Source organism: Photobacterium panuliri (assembly GCF_059920555.1).
In genome coordinates, this window is the sequence record NZ_CP197193.1 from 1247708 (window position 1) to 1266595 (window position 18888).

The 18888-nt window shown below is 45.9% G+C and carries 16 protein-coding genes and 2 tRNA genes; 8 read left to right on the forward strand and 10 right to left on the reverse strand.

Going from position 1 to position 18888, the window contains the following annotated elements:
• Positions 1 to 125: 125 nt before the first annotated feature.
• The 4 genes from ACSF8X_RS21830 to ACSF8X_RS21845 all read right to left on the reverse strand — a co-directional run bounded on the left by ACSF8X_RS21830 (position 126) and on the right by ACSF8X_RS21845 (position 2933).
• Positions 126 to 1625 carry a sigma-54 interaction domain-containing protein gene (locus ACSF8X_RS21830; RefSeq protein ID WP_500851442.1) on the reverse strand — a complete coding sequence of 500 codons (1500 nt, stop codon included), beginning with the start codon at positions 1623 to 1625 and terminating at the stop codon, positions 126 to 128.
• 95 nt (positions 1626 to 1720) lie between these two features.
• A complete protein-coding gene (locus ACSF8X_RS21835; RefSeq protein ID WP_500851443.1) occupies positions 1721 to 2314 on the reverse strand; it encodes a hypothetical protein in 594 nt (197 codons plus the stop codon).
• 410 nt (positions 2315 to 2724) lie between these two features.
• A tRNA-Asp gene (locus ACSF8X_RS21840) sits at positions 2725 to 2801 on the reverse strand.
• 41 nt (positions 2802 to 2842) lie between these two features.
• Positions 2843 to 2933: transfer RNA gene (locus ACSF8X_RS21845), tRNA-Ser, on the reverse strand.
• Between the two features lie 741 nt (positions 2934 to 3674).
• On the opposite strand from ACSF8X_RS21845, the gene ACSF8X_RS21850 reads away from it, so the two are divergent.
• Together ACSF8X_RS21850 and trxC are read left to right on the forward strand one after the other, a co-directional pair.
• The gene (locus ACSF8X_RS21850) at positions 3675 to 3872 is read left to right on the forward strand and encodes a hypothetical protein (protein WP_047880808.1); all 198 of its coding nucleotides are present in this window, start codon (positions 3675 to 3677) and stop codon (positions 3870 to 3872) included.
• Positions 3873 to 4002: 130 nt separating this feature from the next.
• A complete protein-coding gene (gene trxC, locus ACSF8X_RS21855; RefSeq protein WP_500851444.1) occupies positions 4003 to 4437 on the forward strand; it encodes a thioredoxin TrxC in 435 nt (144 codons plus the stop codon).
• Between the two features lie 61 nt (positions 4438 to 4498).
• On the opposite strand, the gene ACSF8X_RS21860 is transcribed toward trxC, so the two are convergent.
• The gene (locus tag ACSF8X_RS21860) at positions 4499 to 5029 is read right to left on the reverse strand and encodes a copper resistance protein NlpE (RefSeq protein ID WP_500851445.1); all 531 of its coding nucleotides are present in this window, start codon (positions 5027 to 5029) and stop codon (positions 4499 to 4501) included.
• A 785-nt stretch (positions 5030 to 5814) separates the two neighbouring features.
• Here ACSF8X_RS21860 and ACSF8X_RS21865 point away from each other — a divergent pair.
• Both ACSF8X_RS21865 and ACSF8X_RS21870 read left to right on the forward strand, forming a co-directional pair.
• The gene (locus tag ACSF8X_RS21865; RefSeq protein ID WP_047880811.1) at positions 5815 to 6015 is read left to right on the forward strand and encodes a cold-shock protein; all 201 of its coding nucleotides are present in this window, start codon (positions 5815 to 5817) and stop codon (positions 6013 to 6015) included.
• Positions 6016 to 6813: 798 nt separating this feature from the next.
• Positions 6814 to 8133, forward strand: coding sequence for a peptidoglycan DD-metalloendopeptidase family protein (locus ACSF8X_RS21870; protein WP_500851446.1), 1320 nt, complete (start codon positions 6814 to 6816; stop codon positions 8131 to 8133).
• A 136-nt stretch (positions 8134 to 8269) separates the two neighbouring features.
• Here the strand turns inward: ACSF8X_RS21870 and ACSF8X_RS21875 are convergent, their stop codons facing one another.
• From ACSF8X_RS21875 to ACSF8X_RS21895, 5 genes are all read right to left on the reverse strand, one after another.
• Entirely contained in the window at positions 8270 to 9664 is a 1395-nt protein-coding gene (locus ACSF8X_RS21875) for a glycoside hydrolase family 1 protein (protein ID WP_047880847.1), read from the reverse strand.
• Positions 9665 to 9814: 150 nt separating this feature from the next.
• Positions 9815 to 10945: an ABC transporter permease gene (locus tag ACSF8X_RS21880; protein ID WP_500851447.1), complete on the reverse strand. Its 1131-nt coding sequence runs from the start codon at positions 10943 to 10945 to the stop codon at positions 9815 to 9817.
• Positions 10942 to 11676, reverse strand: a complete 735-nt coding sequence (locus ACSF8X_RS21885) for an ABC transporter ATP-binding protein (protein ID WP_500851448.1) — start codon at positions 11674 to 11676, stop codon at positions 10942 to 10944. Before ACSF8X_RS21885 ends, ACSF8X_RS21880 begins: the two co-directional genes overlap by 4 nt.
• A complete protein-coding gene (locus ACSF8X_RS21890) occupies positions 11673 to 13202 on the reverse strand; it encodes an alpha/beta fold hydrolase (protein WP_500851449.1) in 1530 nt (509 codons plus the stop codon). Before ACSF8X_RS21890 ends, ACSF8X_RS21885 begins: the two co-directional genes overlap by 4 nt.
• 176 nt (positions 13203 to 13378) lie before the next feature.
• Positions 13379 to 15145: an SgrR family transcriptional regulator gene (locus tag ACSF8X_RS21895; protein ID WP_500851450.1), complete on the reverse strand. Its 1767-nt coding sequence runs from the start codon at positions 15143 to 15145 to the stop codon at positions 13379 to 13381.
• 187 nt (positions 15146 to 15332) lie between these two features.
• On the opposite strand from ACSF8X_RS21895, the gene ACSF8X_RS21900 reads away from it, so the two are divergent.
• From ACSF8X_RS21900 to gloA, 4 genes are all read left to right on the forward strand, one after another.
• Positions 15333 to 15545 carry a hypothetical protein gene (locus ACSF8X_RS21900; RefSeq protein WP_500851451.1) on the forward strand — a complete coding sequence of 71 codons (213 nt, stop codon included), beginning with the start codon at positions 15333 to 15335 and terminating at the stop codon, positions 15543 to 15545.
• Entirely contained in the window at positions 15535 to 15921 is a 387-nt protein-coding gene (locus ACSF8X_RS21905; RefSeq protein ID WP_500851452.1) for a VOC family protein, read from the forward strand. The genes ACSF8X_RS21900 and ACSF8X_RS21905 overlap by 11 nt, the downstream gene beginning before the upstream one ends.
• Positions 15922 to 16329: 408 nt before the next feature.
• The gene (locus tag ACSF8X_RS21910; protein ID WP_500851453.1) at positions 16330 to 18243 is read left to right on the forward strand and encodes a methyl-accepting chemotaxis protein; all 1914 of its coding nucleotides are present in this window, start codon (positions 16330 to 16332) and stop codon (positions 18241 to 18243) included.
• Positions 18244 to 18498: 255 nt separating this feature from the next.
• The gene (gene gloA, locus ACSF8X_RS21915) at positions 18499 to 18882 is read left to right on the forward strand and encodes a lactoylglutathione lyase (RefSeq protein ID WP_500851454.1); all 384 of its coding nucleotides are present in this window, start codon (positions 18499 to 18501) and stop codon (positions 18880 to 18882) included.
• Positions 18883 to 18888: the final 6 nt, after the last annotated feature.

Below are 18888 nucleotides of genomic sequence, written 5' to 3' on the forward strand. Positions count from 1 at the left end.
TCTTCAACCGTTCACAAATTTATCATTTTAGATAGCTAATATCATGCCAACTTATTATAAGTTAATTATCATGCACTTATCTATAACCGTAGTTATTAATGGTAAATTTTATTACCATTTGTAAATTAAATATCAAGACCTACTTTCCTTGCCCAATTTGAAAGAGTCTGGTGGTTTTGAATCCCAAGTAGTGCTGCCGCCTCTTTTTTCTTAAACTTCGTTTGTATCAACGCTTGTTCAATATAAGATTTTTTCAAATTAGCCACATATCCATTCAAATCAAAATTATCAGGTATAAAGTTAACACTTTGATTTGCTTTTGATATATTTTGATCTCGGCGGATAATAGCCGAATTAATTTCACTATCCCCAACCACATCCCCATCAAACCAAACCGATGCTCTCAATAATGTCGTTCTTAATTCACGTACATTGCCTGGCCAAGGATAGCGATATATTAATTGTTTTGCTTCATTACTCAATGTTTTAGATATGTATCCAGGCTGATCAGATGCATCTGCATTTATCTCATTCATCAAAATATCAGCCAGTGGCAATATATCTTCTTTTCGGTCACACAGAGCAGGAACATTAATTACACCAACCGCTAATCGATAAAATAAGTCTTCACGAAAACTACCTTCATCAATCATAGCTAAGAGATCCCTATGTGTGGCTGCAATCACTCTTACGTTGACTTTTGTCGGCCTATCATCACCAACTCTTTGAATTTCACCTTGCTGTAGCACTCGGAGTAATTGAACCTGTGCATTCAATGACAGCTCACCGACTTCATCCAAAAATAGGGTGCCATTATCTGCTTCAGAGAAATACCCTTTTTTATCTGCTATTGCACCTGTAAACGCACCTTTTTTATGACCAAAGAAAGCTGATTCGATCAAATTTTCAGGTATTGATCCACAGTTCACTACGACTAGTTTATTTTTAGAGCGAAGGCTAGTTTGATGTATTGCATTTGCAATAACTTCCTTTCCCGATCCTGTTGGCCCTTGAATTATGACAGGTACATCTCTAATAGAAATTTTTTTTGCTAGATCTACCACCATTTTCATTTCATTGGAATTAGAAACAATATTATCAAATACCGATGATGAATATTTAGCCATCAGTTTTTTTAGCGATGAATCTTTTGCAGCAAGATAATGAAGCGATAAATCAACGGGTAATTTTACCTCTTGAACACCTTTCTGAACTGACGACTGGACACATTTTATATTATATACTCCTTTTGCGAGAAGCATCGAAACTGTTGCCATTGCTGGAGTACCAGAACTGATTCCAATCGTAATTATAGATGAAGATTGGGTCAGATATTCCAATACTTCATTTACAGCATTATAAATTGAGAAATGATCTATTGGACTACAAACATCAACCTCAATAATATTTATCGTTGTCAACTTATATCTATTTTGATTTAAAATCTGCCCTTCTAACCAACACTGATACTCTTCTATTTTTCCATTGATCCTAGTGGATAATAAGACAACATTATCAAATGCAACATCCGCATCTAGCAAACACTGTAAAATTGCACCTTGCTCCCCTTTCGTATTGGCTTCTAAATCATTGAACCCAATCCAACTTACAAACACTCGATTCATTATACCTCTAGCTTTAACAATCAATTTAAAACACAAACAAATATCAGAAAATAATTAATGAAATTAGGCAATGTAATAAAATAAAAACATTACAATTATTCACATAAATCCCGATAAACAATAAAAATATCCTCACTATGAATATTAAACGGTCGACTACGATTAGAATATTGAATACTATCAACTCTTACTTCAGTTAACGGAATACGCTTTTTTTCTTTACTTGAATCATGAGTGAACAATGTATCCAATTTCAAACTTTTAATCACAGTCCAATGTGCATAATCAAACAATTGATGTTCATAGCCAAGAATAACAACACGCCCTTCTTTCTCATTCGCAAGACACAATGTATCTAACACTAATTTTCGATCACGATACTTATCATGGTTCCAATATGGAATCGAAAATTTAAATGTATACGGCTTACCTGTTTTATTATCAATAAAGATATACTCATTATTTAAATAATCTATAACTCTACTAAGAGTATTTTTTATTGTTCCACGCCGAGTTCCATTAACAAAGCACATCGGATCACCATCAAGAATAAATTCATACATAGTTCGATTAAATAGTTCTTGCTGACATAATTCAGGCTCTAAACAATGTAGAGCATTAACAATTGCATAAAACCCACATGCACCATCTAAGTCCCCCTGAAGAGCTGGTCTTTTCTGTACACTCATTACTATTCCTTAAACGTTATTAATAAAATGAAAGTTTTTTATCTAGCTACACTTTGCAATTACACTGCCAACAATAAAAATATTAAATATCATTAAGTTAACCAAATCTACGATTCACGATCGTAAAATAATTTACCAAATGTAAAAGTGATATTTATCACTTTATTATGCTCAAATTTCCAAGATATCCGTTTGAGAACTTAAAATTCACTATTTCAACGTAGGTTTTATCGTAACTAGCTCGAAAATGATGCCTATCGTAGTCACTAAGTGTTGTAACCACACATTAGTCATTACGAATTTTTTAAATAAAGAAAAAGATTGTTAATCCGTAGCAATGGTAAGTAATCATTACTACTAAATAGCAGGCACAAAAAAGCCCCGTCATTTCTGACGGGGCTTCGTTGTAGTGGCGGAGCGGACGGGACTCGAACCCGCGACCCCCGGCGTGACAGGCCGGTATTCTAACCAACTGAACTACCGCTCCAATTCTGTATGAAACTCGGCTTTCGCCCAATCTCAAGAATGTGGCGGAGGGATAGGGATTTGAACCCTAGATACGCTATAAACGTATGCCGGTTTTCAAGACCGGTGCTTTCAACCACTCAGCCATCCCTCCGTAAGTGCGGTGAATAATAAGGACTTCTTTGTATCCTGTAAAGTACAAATTTCACAAAAAAAGCCAACCGCATAATATCAAGCCACAATGATCACCAATGCAGCATCACTATCCCATGCAAATGCACCGGAATGCATTTATCACTGCCAGTAAACCAGCTTTTACCTGCCATATATAGTAACGGGGCTAAAATACTGGCTTGATCTTGCTACCAATAATTACCCAAACAAGCAGGCAAGTAGCAAAACAAAGAGCAGCAAACCACCCATGGCTTTCAAGAGCAACGTCAAACGGGTCGTTCCCCCCTTCGGTGCTTGATTACAACATCCCATAACTCCCCCTCTTTATTCTGTATCGCCAAAATAATGCTTCCAGCTACAGGAAGGTCAAGCCTGCTATCTCTGCCCCGGTTGTTTACCCACATTTATTCAGCCACAACAGAACATCATCACCCACAGACCACAATACAGGCAGAGTGATTAATAAGCGTACATATTAGGAAGATCGGCTATTTTTCGCTATTTACTGCTGGTGTAGAAAACTTGAACAAGATCCAACAGCATTTTCACTGGGGAGGAATCTTCAACACTACTCTTGTTTTATCCCTTCTCAAAGCAAGATTTCATTCATTTCTCACAATTATGGGACATATCACAAAGTCATCCGATAGTGCTTAACCACCCAAAAATCGTTTGATAAAGATAACGCAAGGTCGACGCAGGGTTTTATCAGGAGGTAATTGTGTCTATCAATTCTATCGACCATAGTGAAATTGCAGACGTGTCATCAAAATGGGACTTCAAAGACGAAACAGCGTCAAATATTTCCCGGAACAAACGCCAACAAGCCGAAGCACGACGTCGGATTGAGATGCTCCGAGACATCCGAGCCTGTGGCTTGACCATCGAAGAGGCCAAGGAACTCGGATTGATACACTAACCTCATAACCTTGTAATAGCAGAGCAAGGCTTGATAGAAATCGTCTATCACAACAATCTGTTATTCCTACTTTCCTAATACTTGGGTAGTCGTTACATTAGTGCGTAACAAAATAGAACGGAACGCAATTATGACTTCGATGACTACCCGCTGCCCTCACTGCAAAGCGATGAACCGTATCCCTACCGAGCGCCTAGATGATGTCGCGACTTGCGGCGTCTGCAAAGAGCCACTGCTTGACGGCAAACCCGTTGAAGGGACATCAGATAACTTCCTGTCATTATTACAAGGTGACAAGCCTGTAGTTGTCGATTTCTGGGCACCGTGGTGTAACCCTTGTGTCGGTTTCGCTCCTGTTTTCGAAGATGTCGCCAAAGAACGTAACGGTGATGTACGCTTCGTAAAAATTGATACCGAAGCCCAGCAAGCACTTGCAGCCCAATACCGAATCCGTAGCATTCCAACCATCATGGTATTTAAAAACGGTCAACTCGCCGACACTATCAATGGCGCACTACCAAAAGGCCATTTCGATCAGTGGCTTGATCAAGCTCTGAACAAATAACGGCCAGCAGCCCTAAAACAAAAAAGAGCGCCTACTGGCGCTCTTTTGCTAAACAACAAACTTACTGTTTCTTCAACGTATAGTGATCTGCCAATTCACCAGTAACGCGATTGCCTTCGCGATCCAAACGGAACAGTTGGTTCTCCCCTACAAAATATTGAATCGGCTGATCGCTGATCCCCGGCAAAGCTATCGTATTACCGGCTGCATTCCAGTTAAATGTACCATCATGCTCGAACGTCCCGTCTTTTTTACCTAGGTAGACTTCCGTCAAGTTAAACGTACCATCCTGTCCAAGTACCAACTCGGTTTTAATTCCCTCACAATCTGCACATGGCAAAATACCGGTATACGTTCCATTCCAATCCAATGCGTTTTGGGCATTATGCGCACTATCAACAACAGGCTGCTCGGCTTGCTCTTTTTCTGTCACGACAAGATCTACGGTTTCGCCCGCTCCATCCTCTACAACCGTCGTTTCAACCACCGCCTGGCTATCATTTGATTGTGCGGCAGGGTCATTTGCGCCCTGCTGATCACAGCCAGCCAAAACAAAGCCAGCAGCTACCAGTGCAATAAAGGTTTTTTTCATGGTGTAATCCTTGTGAATACAATCTCAATGCGTGGACAAAATTATAGCGCGCCTTATGTTGGTATAGCGTCATATAAACGTAAGTATTACGTCAGAAAACCCAGACAGCCTGCGAATAAAGTACAACACCTTCTCGCTACTACTGCATTTTTGGTCTGCCAGAAAAGAACGTCCCACATAAAGCCATGTCGAACGGTCAATCAATACGGTCAAATAAACATCGCTTGATTTATTGCACAGAAAAAAACACGCATTATACCAATGCCATTCAACGCCAAGCCACACACCCAATAAAACCATTAAAAACAGTGTGATAAGTTTAATTTTTATTTCAACACTTTCATTTCAAGTAACAAAAATCGATAAAAGTCACATATTTTTGCAATTTGGTCTGTTTACAAGAATCAAATTTATAGTTAGTGTTGATTGGTCTGTTACTCAGACCTTTAACCGATCTTTCATTTTCCACGTCCATGCCTCACTTCTCGCCAAAGTCAGCTGCATCCTCAACGTAGAACAATGATCCCCCCCTTGCAGACATATGTTGCGAATGACTGCAAGCGTTGCCGTGAGTTAGGTGAGCTCCGGTAAACAATTAGGAAGGTTGTTGAGTAACTCAGCCCAATGTGATGATTACAAGGGCTGGTTTTGGAACTCGGTATGATTCATTGCCTCTGGCTAAGAACGCACTGTTAATACTCAATTTATCCCAAAACACCTGCTCTGGCATTTAGCCAAGACAAGCACAAGGTGCCAACCGCAGGTAATGGGAAAAGGAAAACACCATGAATGCACAAACAGGTATTATTCGCAGCTTTAACCCAGCAAACAACACAGGCATGATTACCTGTGATCTGGGTGGCGATATCAATTTCTCAGCTTGCCAGATTACCAGCCTACAACAGCCTGAATCTGGTAGCATGGTTGAATTTACCGTGGATGATTCAAACTGCGCACTTGAAGCAGTAAACATCCGCTACCTATAAGCGTTATTCTATTACTGATACAGCAAGGCCGCGATGGCCTTGCTGTTTACCTGCCTTACCAACCACTTCACTTACTTCTTTCATCGTATCAACGGTCAATTCGTCCTTCTTCAAGATAAATTTGTCCCCTTATCATCGAGCTCACATCTATATACAGAATTCAAAATAGACTGAATGTACTCAGATCCATCCTCAACCGTCGTTCCTGACAATAACTTACAGATAATTCTGCCTTTATGTAGAACTTTTTCCTCATAGACTTGTCAGAAAGCAGGTGCAGAATATGCGTGATGATGCTGATATTAACGTTGAGTATGTCAGATTTATGCTTATGACTTGTTTTCGCTCGTTTTGTCACATTGCGTGAATTGATGCAGTAAAAAACATTACACAGGTCACGTTTTTTACATATTTCGTGTACTAAAAGGTATTTTTCTGTGGTTTGCATCGGCTTTTTTACACAAAAAATTTCCTTGTATGGCACACTAGACTGAGTAAAAAGTGAAAAAATAATATCTTGATTGAATTTTTCAGTGTAACGCTCATGTGTATCATTTTGAGACGATACCGAAAATAGAGCCACTTTAGGCAATCAATCGTGCGATTGATAATTTAAAAGAATTTTGCAAGGAAGCAACCAGCATGAGTACAACGTACCTTCGTCATGCTTCCTTGCTAGGACGTATAGTACTGCGCACGTTTCACACAAAACGGTTAAACGTAACTTTGGAATTTGCCATCACGGACGGCAATCAACACCAAGCCAGTACTGACTAAACTAATAAAACGAAGAATGCCATGATATCTAACAAACCTTCGGTGCAATCCAAAAAGTGGATGCCGGCTACAATTTTGGGGGTTGCCAGCCTCTCTTTTATCACATTGGCCGTCTTGTTCAGTACCCCGTCGCAAACGGACCGCACTATCCCCCTGAATCTTGTTAGTTCTGCCCCGTGGGCACCGACTCAAAGCGATAATCCTGCCCATATCGAACAGCCTCGTTTTGAATACACGATCAAAAAGGGCGATACCCTCAGTGGTATCTTTTCTCGCCTCCATGTGCCTATTGCCAGCATGCAACAATTAATGGAAGCTGATCTCAACCACCTTAAAATCGATACCCTTCAGCCAGGCAATAAACTGCGTTTCTGGTTAGCTGATGGGACCAACCAACTTGAACGTCTAGAGCTTGAATTCAACCGAGCCCAAATCGTGGCCTACAAGCGCGTTGATGACAATGGCTTTGAAATTGAAGAAATCAATATTCCTGGTGACTGGGATGATCTTATCGCCACTGGGGAGATCCACGGCAGCTTCTCAGTCTCTGCCGAAAAAGCTGGCCTCAATGCCACCGAAATTTATGAAATCACCAATTTACTCAAAGACAAAATGAAATTTGCCCGCGATCTTCGTGCTGGTGACAACTTCGAAGTGATTGTTTCCCGTCAGTCGGTAGACAAAGAGCTTACCGGCCAACATGAGATCCGCGCTATTCGCATCCACAACCGCGGCCAAACAATCTCGGCCTACCTACACAGCGACGGTAACTTCTACGATGCTAAAGGCGATAGCCTACAACGTGCATTCCTACGCTACCCTTATGATGCCAACCGCAAGTACCGCATCAGCTCAAGCTTCAACCCTAAACGTCGCCATCCGGTAACTGGGCGAGTTTCGCCACATAACGGCGTTGACTTTGCCACACCGAAAGGCACCCCAGTGTTATCCACCGGTGATGGTGTCGTGATCCAGACGGTCAGCCACCCTTACGCTGGGAAATATATCGTGATCCAGCACGGTACAAACTACCGCACCCGCTACCTGCACAACAGCAAGATTCTGGTTCATAAAGGACAGAAAGTCTCCCGTGGACAGAAGATTGCATTGGCTGGCGCAACCGGCCGTGTAACCGGTCCTCATATCCATTACGAGTTTCTGATCCGCAACCGCCCGGTCAACCCGATGACAGCCAATATTCCAATGGCCTCATCCGTACCGAGCAAAGAAAAACGCCAGTTTGAGGAAACGGTCGCCCTGTATGACCAAATGATGGACAAGCCTAACCAAGGTTTATTTACCCACACCAATACAAAAGCAAAGGAAAATGCGGTGCAATAGGGTCTGCCATTGTGACCAGCAGGTTACTCTAGTGAACTAACACACTCGATAACTGCGTGAAAATTCCAGCACATTACGTTACCTCAAAAACAAAAAAGCCACCGAAAGGTGGCTTTTTTCACATAACAATCAGGTACTAACGACTCTTCAATGAGGCTCCATTGGTGGCGATTACCTGCTTATACCAACCAAAACTCTTTTTGCGCATCCGGGTAAGCTCACCACTGCCGTCATCATGGCGGTCAACATAGATGAATCCATAGCGTTTGCTCATTTCTGCCGTTGAATTGGCTACCAAATCAATCGGGCCCCATGATGTGAACCCCATAAGCTCCACACCATCCAATACCGCCTCACGAGCCTGAACCAAGTGGTCATTGAGATAGGCGATACGGTAATCATCCTCAATCTCCCCCTGCTCATTGACTTCGTCACGGGCACCCAGACCATTTTCAACCACAAACAAAGGCTTTTGATAACGGTCATAAAGGAAATTCAGCAAAATCCGCAATCCTTTAGGATCAATCAACCAGCCCCATTGGCTTTTCTCTAGATAAGGGTTCGGCACACTATCGACAATGTTTCCGACTTCTTTTTGCTTGGGATCAGCACTAGCACACCCACTCGCATAATAGCTAAACGAGATAAAATCGACACTGGCTGCCGCAATCGCCTCCAAATCCCCCGGGGCCATAGTAATCTCAATACCATTTTCCCTAAAATAGCGCAGCATATAGCCCGGATAGCGACCACGGGTCTGAACATCCCCGAAAAACAACCATTTGTTGTTTTCATGCATAGCCGCAATCACATCATCCGGATTACAGGTATACGGGTAGTTAATCGCCCCCAGCAGCATATTGCCAATTTGGGCATCAGGGATCATCGCATGACAAAGAGACACCGCCTTGGCATTTGCCACCAGCTGATGGTGAATGGCCTGATAGATTTCAGCTTCTGATGCGGCTTCATCCAACCCGACCCCAGTAAACGGGGCATGAAGAGACATATTGATCTCATTGAATGTCAGCCAGAGCTTTACCTTATCCTGATAACGCTGGAACACCGTACTGGCGTAACGCTCAAAAAAACCAATCAAACGACGATCTGCCCAGCCACCATAGTGTTCAGCCAAATAGTAAGGCATTTCATAATGGGACAAGGTGACAAACGGTGTGATCCCATGATGGGCTAGCTCATCAAAAATCCGGTCGTAATACGCCAGCCCGGCCTCGTTAGGTTCTGCCTCATCGCCATTTGGGAAAATCCGGCTCCAGGCTATCGATAGGCGTAAGCAGGTAAACCCCATCTCCTTGAACAACGCGATATCTTCCGGATAGCGATGGTAGAAATCAATCGCCAAATCCTTGATCCCCGGCGTTCTCTCGTCACGGCTTTGATGCGGACTCAAAATACCATTAGGGAGCATATCTGACGTCGACAGCCCTTTGCCATCCGTCTCAAATGCGCCTTCGACCTGATTGGCTGCGATAGCGCCGCCCCACAAAAATCCGGCTGGAAAGGTTTTCATTGCGGTTCCTTCAATGTACATACCAGTAGAAGTATAGTTATACCCTAATCGCATGATCGCTACCGTGCGCGCAGACGCCATTTTACCGCTATCTAAGAACACACCACCCAGACGCTTGTTTTGCTTGCCAATCGCAGATGTTTTATCCAACTAGCCGAAAATAAACGCCTCTCGCCGCAGCAGCTTGGCCATTGCCAGCACCAGCAGTGCCGTTAGAGCCAGTGTCCCTCCAGCCTGAACCAATACGGCCACGGTGCTAATCTCTTGGCCTCCCACAAATTCAAGCAAGGTATAGGTCTGGCCGACCAACGGCCAATATTCAATGCTCCCGCCGGCAACATTGAACATCACCGCACTGATCGCCAGCATCGGCACAATCAAGGCAAACGTGACATAGGATTGGGCCTCTTTGAATGACTTGGCCAAAAATGACGTCAGCATCAAAAACGACGAACAAAGAAACGCCAACGGCAAGCCAATCACAGCCAGTACCAGTACCATTTCCGTTCCAATCTCAACCTTCATGCCCAGCTCATCCCACGGCGCAAACGGCAAGATGAACTTCGTTGACAACACGCTGAGCAAATAACCGATATAAGACATCAACGACACGCACAATACCTTGGCAATAATAATCGTCTGTGGCATGACCGGATGACTGAGCAATAACACCAACGTCTCTTTCTCCCGCTCGCCAGCGGTTGTATCAATGGCCATGCTCAAACATGAAATAAACAATGAATAGATGAATAAAAACAAAATCATCCCAACAAAAAGCGCACCTTTATCCTGACTCGACGAGATATCTTTGACCTGAATATCCAGCGGATTGATCACGATAGGGTCTACCCCCCTCGAGAGCAGGCGCAGCGAGGCGACCTCCGCAGAATACACCTGCAGCAAGGCTTGCACCCGCGACAATTTCCCCATCAATTTTTCATCCGAAAAATCCGCCACAATCGTCACCGTGGCAGGCTCTGCGCTATGCATCTGTTCTGCATAACGATCGCCGATCACCAAGGTAAAATGGGCGTCATCCTCCGGGACATGCTCGATCTGATAGTTATTGAGAAATGCCACCAGATCCGGGGCTATGCCCTTCCCCACAATATGAATTTTCGTTGCCGAGTTATCCCCTATCATCGACATTCCAAAAGAAAATCCCAACACCGTCAAAAACGGCGCGCCGATGGCAAAATACAAACCTGCCAGCAACGTACGCGAACAGCGCGTGGCCTGCCTCCACTCTTTGACAAACAAGGCCCTGAGTATCGTCATCATGCCGCGATCCCCTCTTCCGTACCGATAATCGAGATAAATGCCTCTTCCAATGTTTCCTTGCGGGTTGAGGCACACAGCGACGCGGGACTGCCACAGGCCACGACCTTCCCCTCGGTCATCACCACCACATGATCACAAAGTGCACTGACTTCCTGCATCACATGGCTTGAAAATACGATGCAGTGCCCTTGTCGCTTGAGGTTATTCAGCAACTGGCGCAACACACGGGTACTCATTACATCCAGCCCTCGGGTCGGCTCATCCAAAATAATATTCTGCGGCCGATGGACGATAGCTTGCCCCAAGGCGACTTTCATCCTCTGGCCTTGGGAAAACCCCTTGGTTTTCCTATCGGCAATCGAAGCCATATCCAGCTCGGAAATAACCCAATCTACGGCAGCCTTAACGTCCGCTGGCCGCAAGCCACTGAGCTGGGCATTGAATTCTAGATATTCACGGGTGGTCAGATGCTCGTAAAGGCTGAAAGGATCAGGAAACAATCCCAACCGCTGCTTTGCCGCTATCGGATCATGATGAACATCGATACCGTCAACATACGCCTTGCCCTCATCTTGCTTCAACAAGCCGAACATTGTGCGAAGACACGTCGTCTTGCCCGCACCGTTAGGCCCGAGAATACCGGTGATCTGGCCATCAGCCGCACTGAAACTCAAACCGTTAAGCGCCTGTATCTCACCGATGCGCTTGGTCAACCCTTCAACGTTGATCATGATGCGTCCTCCTTGTTGCGGTTTTTTTCTTGGGTAAACCGTGGCTCGGCACTGTTGGGGCTCAGCCAAAACTTACGCGGCTGGCGGTTGTCGATACAATCCGTATCAAGCTCATCGAGCTGCTGTTTATCAACAAAATCGGCAATAATGCCATTGGCACAGGTTTGCAGGGCAAGGCCGTGGGAAGAATACGGCGAGACGAGGTGCAAGGAGTTAGAAAAATCCGTTTCGAGCGGCTTCGCCCATTCTGGTGGGGTCACAGGATCATAACCACCAGATAGCATCAGAACCGGCACTTTCGATTCAAACCGTTCAAATTCAGCCGGGTCAACCAAGGGGATCTGCCACTCGCGGCAAAAAGCCTGATACAGCGCCAACGACTGGCGAGCGCCATAGTCATTATCGTGCGCCATCTGCTGGCGTACGGTGTCAGTTGCCCTTCCCCAGTCCTCCGCACAGACCACCGAGGCATGCATCCCCATCGACATGGTCAAATTCTGGTTCCATGAAGAAAGCAAACCAACAATGGCGCTAAATTGCTGCTTGGCGGCGCGGTCAATAACAAAAGGCAGCATCGCCCGCGATGAATCGGCATAGAGACCCGTGCGGATCAGGCTCTCCCACTTTGTTTTCGTTAAACGTACGGTGCCTATCTCACCACTGATGGGATGCATGGTTTCGATATCAACAACTTGATCAACCAATGAACGGCTGATGCTTTTGAGCTTGTTATCGAGATCAGGGAAGAAACGGTGACAATCAGGGTCCGCCGCACATTGTGCCAGCAGGCCGGATACACTTCGGGCAACATTGCCGTCGCTATTCAACAAGCTCTTTTCCAGCGGCATCACCGCATCCAAGCTTACTGTCGCAACATGATCAGGGTACTTTTTCAAATAGAGTTGGGCGACACGAGTCCCGTAGGATACGCCATAGAGATGCAGTTTGCGGTACCCAAGATGCTGACGCAATGCGTCCAAATCCGCTACCGCATGTAACGAACCGTACTGGCTGACATCGGCTTTAATTTCCTCTCGGCACGCCTTGGCGAGGGCAGGATAATCAACGGCACGATCATCAAAACTCAAGTCGGACATCTCTTCGCCCGACTCGCAGTTCAAAGGGTTGGAGCGCCCCGTTCCCCGTTGATCCAGCAGGATAATATCCCGACTCTGGCGGATGGCATAAAATACCTTATCAAATACCCCAGCGTAATCCGACACCGCCTGGCCGGGTCCCCCAGCAATGATCACAAAAGCTTCGTCGGGAAATTTTTGCTTATGTGCTGGCAAGACCGAATACGAGAGTTCAATTTTCCGGCTCGTGGAATCGCTGCGGTTTTCGGCAACAGGTAAGGTATTACAATGGACTTTTTCCCGGATACCCTCTAGATGGCAATTTCGCTCATAAGTCAGATCATGTGGCTGATCGCTACGGGCCAAAACCTGAAAGCTGCCCCAAGTCCCCCCCAGCAACAGCGCTGCGCAACTTAGGCGGGCCAATGTACGTCGATATGCCTGACGCATATTTCATCCCCTAATTATGTGTAGGGAATGAAATATCACAAAACTAACCCAACCAGACAATGAACCTAGAATGTAAATACAGCCGATATCACAATGAAACAACCCGCATATAACCCAATTACCTCACGATACCTCATTGAGATGTCGCTTAGGTCTCTGTGCACACGAATAATGGCTCAATCCTCAGACCAAACATCCCTCAATTCCGGCCACCCCCACACATTGATTGCCACCCCTTTCAAAACATCATCAAAATTGAGCACTTGCTGATGATGGAATATCGGCAACAAACGGCCATCGGCTATCAATGCCGTTGCTATTACCTCCAACTGATCAAGGTAGTCAGGTAATTTCTGGGTCTGGCGAATTCGGGTCAATTCACAACGCAGCCACTCTATTTCAGAAGAAGCCAAGCATTGATACAACACTGGATTAGAAAGCATCCACCGAAATGCCGAGGAAGGCCGGTTGTCATCAAAATTAAGGCTGGTGATCAGCAGATCCTCACGCAATGCACCTTCCTGAGCCATACGGCTGAACTCATCAAAGGCATAAACCGTAATATCACACTGCACACCCACTTGCGCCAATAAATGCAAAACCGTCTGTGCTGCCGCCTGCAACGCCTGCTGCCGATAAATACCGATACTGATCCGCGCTGGCAGCGAAGGCTCAACAAGGCAAGGACTGGCCACCTTCAGCCATTGGGGCAGCAAGTTATAAGCAGGCACGACATCTATGGCACTGTTGGTATGCCTAAATTGATCCACCAACTCATCGCTGGCAAACAACTGGGCCAAATAGCGACGCTGCAGGGCATCAAGATCTGCATGCCGGTTAACCAATGCCAACAAGCAGCCATCTTCAAGCCGGCTTCGCTGACGATGATCCGGAGCCTTGCTGCCGCTTAACGACAGATAGTTCGCACAGGTCCCCCCATCACCCACCATGGCATCAGCCAGCGTTGCTTTGCTGGCTGGCCCCTTGGTATCCTCGCGCCCCACCAAGGGGGCTGGCACCTGCCAAATTGACACCGTATCGGCCAACGCCCGATAACCGTGATAAGACCCGTTGGCTTCCAGTTTTAACCGTTGCCCAGAGTGTTCCTGCACCCTAAACACCCCGCTTCCGACAATTGTCGGAGCCGCCTCCAGCTGGCTGACAGGTTGAATGGCATATCGGACATCCGCCAATAACCCGGCAAATCCCCAATCAGATTGATTGAGGGTAAATACAACGCATTGAGAACTAACCGCCTCGATACTGACAACGTGCTCAAGTTCCTGCCGATAAACATCCCGCTGCTTCAAACGGCTAAACAACGCCGCAACAGTCGTGGCATCCAACTCGCTACCATCATCGAACACTAGTTGTGGCCGAAGATAGAAACGCCATTGCAAGGTGTTTTCATCAAAGGCCCAATGATGAGCGAGATCCGCTGTCACATTGCCAAAAGCATCGCATTGAGTCAGACAGCTATAGATCTGGCGAAGAAAAAACCGCTCGCTGTTTCTGGCCGCGTAATGAGGTAACAAAGGAGAAAACGCACGGGTATAGGTTAGCTGAATATGAAGACGTCCCTCGCGACGATTAGTACCGGAGGTCTTTTTCAGCAGCTGGCCAAACAGCGCCTGATCATTGTCAATTAACGCCAAGGCTCTTTCATATTTTCCCTCAGCGATCATCGACTGGGCAATTTCCGCTTTAAGGGAAGGCAAAGAGTAATTCAAGTACAACCCGGAACGCTGATTACGACCAACCTTGGGAGACCATGCCAACCACCCCAACGCCTGCATCTCCCTGAGCAATGTCCGGCAATACCGCGAGCTGGTAAACATCGCCTCGGCCACTTCATCCAGCGTGATCGCAATATCTTGCCGGACCCCAAGCACACACAACCGCGAATAATATAAAAACTGCTTACTCTTCAACAAAACCGGCACCTTTCAGCCCAAAGCTGTTCCCTGTATCAGCCAATTAGGGCTTATTTTGCCAGCTCACCGCTAAATACGGCAATTAATAAAAATATTCCGTCAGTTTTTCACTTCCTTGTTTTGCATGACAATACCTCTATAGAACGAGCCACAAGCCCTTCTCTTGTTATCGATTGGCAGCCATTAAGGAGGTTGTATGTTCAAAGGAAGTACCAATCAGACAAACATACGCATACAAGCCCGTGCGTTATCCAACTACTTTCAAGAGCGGTTAATCGCAAGCCGCAACGCGCTCGAAAGAGAGTGCATCATCTATACCCAAGAGCTACTGGCGTTATACCAATGGCCAGATGAAAACGCAGACAACAAAGAGAAAAAGAAAGAGAAAGAAAAAAACAATGAAAATTGAACATATCGCTATTTGGTGCCGGGATCTGGAAAAGATGAAACACTTCTACCAGCACTATTTCAATGCCAGCAGTAATGACAAATACACCAACCCCAAAAAAGGGTTCTCGTCATATTTCTTGTCATTCCCGGAAGGGGCGAGAATCGAACTGATGCATATGGCAGAGAGGACAACAGAAGCAGACAGTATTGAAGGACTCACAGGCTATGCCCACCTCGCCTTTTCCGTGGGTTCTGAAGCGGACGTCGAGCGGATGTCAGCCCAATTCGTCAAGGATGGCTTCACCGTGATCGACGGGCCACGCCGGACAGGTGACGGATATTACGAATGCGCGATTAGAGATCCAGAAGGCAATACCCTAGAAATCACCGTTTAACCCTTTGCTCATTTTTACCTTAGTCGGCAAGGCTTCTGAATACCCCCAAAAAGAAACGCCACATTCAAGGTACCGCTGTATTCCGTACAGCGTTTTTTTATTTTCGGTTGCCGATATGCCACCACATAAAACTCTCATCGTCATCAAAAGCAATTTTTACCGCCAAAGCCGCAGTTATACCCATTGGGAATTTAATTCAATACCGCTAATCCCTCCTCGTAAGAAAAACGATTGCACGTTCATTTTTTGGGCTAAATATCACACTTTATTACAATTTATAAGATCACTGAAAATCATACTTTGCGGTTATATTACGCCGCCCTTGCGTGTGCGCGATGGAATAGTCAGCCGGCAATGGTAAGCAGATATGGACAAAAACAAGAAGTGGCAATAAGAGTAAACAATAGAATGATACCTCTACGCTTAAAAGATATTAGCTTCCGCACATCCGTCATGCTGCCAAGCATCATGATGGCGGCATTGATTATGGCACTTTCATGGTGGCTCTACAGCGGCCACAAAAACAATGAGCGCCAATTCCAGCAACAACGCGCAACCGAAATCGAACACCTTAAAATTGCAACGGACTTTGCCTCCCAAGCTTGGATTGCCCGAGTAACCTTTGTGACCACTTGGGCAAATCCACGCGATCTCAATGGCGTTGCCAAAGCAGAATCAGCGCTTAGCCAATTGGATGAAATGGCAAAATCGTTTGATGCGACAACCGAAGTGGGCCGTAAAATCAAAACGCTCATTCCTACTTATGTTCAACAAACTAAGCACATGTTCGACTATTACCGCTTGGTAGACAAAGCGGTAAAATACGGTGTGCTAGGTTCTGGTGATAAATTCCGCAAATTCGGCCAACATGTCGCCACCGCCAATTACTCCCAAGCATGGAAGCTAAAAGCGACTGAAGCATCACAAAATCTGATCACAGCGGGCCTGTGGTACAACGGTTTTGTGGCGGGAATGCGCATCAACTACCTAGACAATGCCCTTGAACAAATCACTTCCGCCGTTAATATCCTAAAAGAAAATCAAGCCGATCCCGCAACGGCTGAAGTCTTGGCTGCGGCAAAACGCTACCAAACAGCGATGCAAATGCTCGATAGCGGCATTGACCAATACCATACCGCGCTAAAAGCGGTAGTCGCGATGGGCGATGAGCTAACACCACTGCTGTCAGAGCTACAAAATGTCTTGGGTGAATTCGGCTATAACTTTGCCGATGCTAGCCTTCAGAAAACAGACGACAGTAACACGCTGACTATTCAAGTACTTATTGCCGGTCTTATCGCTGCCTCTATCGTTGCCACCTTGATGGTAAACCAGATGAGCACCCAGCTCTCTGTCACCATGAGATCAGCAGAAGCCATTGGCAACCGAGATTTGAGCCAATCAATTGTTGATGACGGCAAAAACGAATTCGGCGAACTTTCCCGCTCGCTGGACAAGATGCGCGTCAACATTCAAACCATGCTCTCTCGCATTGTTGAATCCAGTGCACAACTGAGTACGGCCGCCGAAGAAGTGAGCGCGATCTCGGTACAAACCTCGGCCAATATGCAGGATCAGCAAAGCCAGCTCGATTCGCTGTCCGCCGCCATGGAAGAGATGCGCAGCACTTCGCTTGATATTGCCAACAATGCCGAAAACTCAGCAACGGCAACCAACAACGCGGCACACAATGCCAAAGTCGGGGGCGAATCAATCTCTGATTCCATCAACCAAATCCGTTTGGTTGAAGAAGAAATGGGTAACACGACAGACAGCATCCACCGCTTGGTAGAAGAAAGCCAGCGTATTGGCTCTATTGTCGATGTGATTAACTCTATTGCTGAACAAACCAACCTGCTTGCCCTAAACGCCGCAATCGAAGCCGCCCGCGCGGGCGATCAAGGCCGTGGTTTTGCGGTCGTTGCTGACGAAGTTCGTTCGCTGGCAACCCGTACCCAAGCCTCTACCGAAGAGATTGGCAACATCATCAAGCACCTGCAGGAGCAGGCGGTCGCTGCCGAAATGACGATGAACGAAAGCGTGGTGAAAATTGCCAGCGGTGTTGAATCCGTCAACCGCAGCGGCGAGGTTATCGAACAGATGAACCAACTGGTTTCCGAGATCTTCGATATGAGCAGCCAAATCGCCAGCGCCACCGAGCAGCAAACTGCCGTATCTGACGAGTTGGGGATCAACGTTGCGGGGATCACCAAGGCAGCCAGCGAAGTAACCGAAGGCTCAACCCAAACCTCGCGTGCCTGCGAAGAGCTATCGACACTGGCCAACAACCTGCACAGTATGACCTCGCAGTTCAAAATCTAAGGGAATCGCATCAGCGTTACACTCCCTTATAGCAACAGCAGGCAACAACGAACAAAGCACCTTCGGGTGCTTTTTTATTTTCATCGAAAAACCCACCAACCATAACGTTTTGCTATCAAAGTTATAAATTATGATAATTTAATTTTTGGCAGAAAAAGGCCTATCTTAGTGGTCATCAACGAGCTATCCCCTGCATAGTTCAGCCTTGAAATGCTACGGCATTTGACCCGTTCAACATGTCAACGAAGGTTCGCCATGAAATTTCTGCACACCATGCTTCGTGTTACCGATTTAGATAAATCCATTGAGTTCTATACCAAAGTGCTAGGCATGAGCGTTTTGGACAAATTCGAAAACAGCGAATATCGCTACACCTTGGTTTTCGTCGGCTACGAAGGCCACAACAGCGCAACCATCGAGCTGACCTACAACTGGGATACCGATCACTACGATCTTGGCAATGCATTCGGCCACCTTGCAATTGGCTGCGACGATATCTACGCAACCTGCGACGCTATCAAATCAGTGGGTGGCAATATTACCCGCGAACCGGGACCAATGAAGGGAGGCGAAACCCATATTGCCTTCGTCAAAGATCCGGACGGCTACCAAATCGAACTTATCCAAGTCAGCAAATAAGAGGAC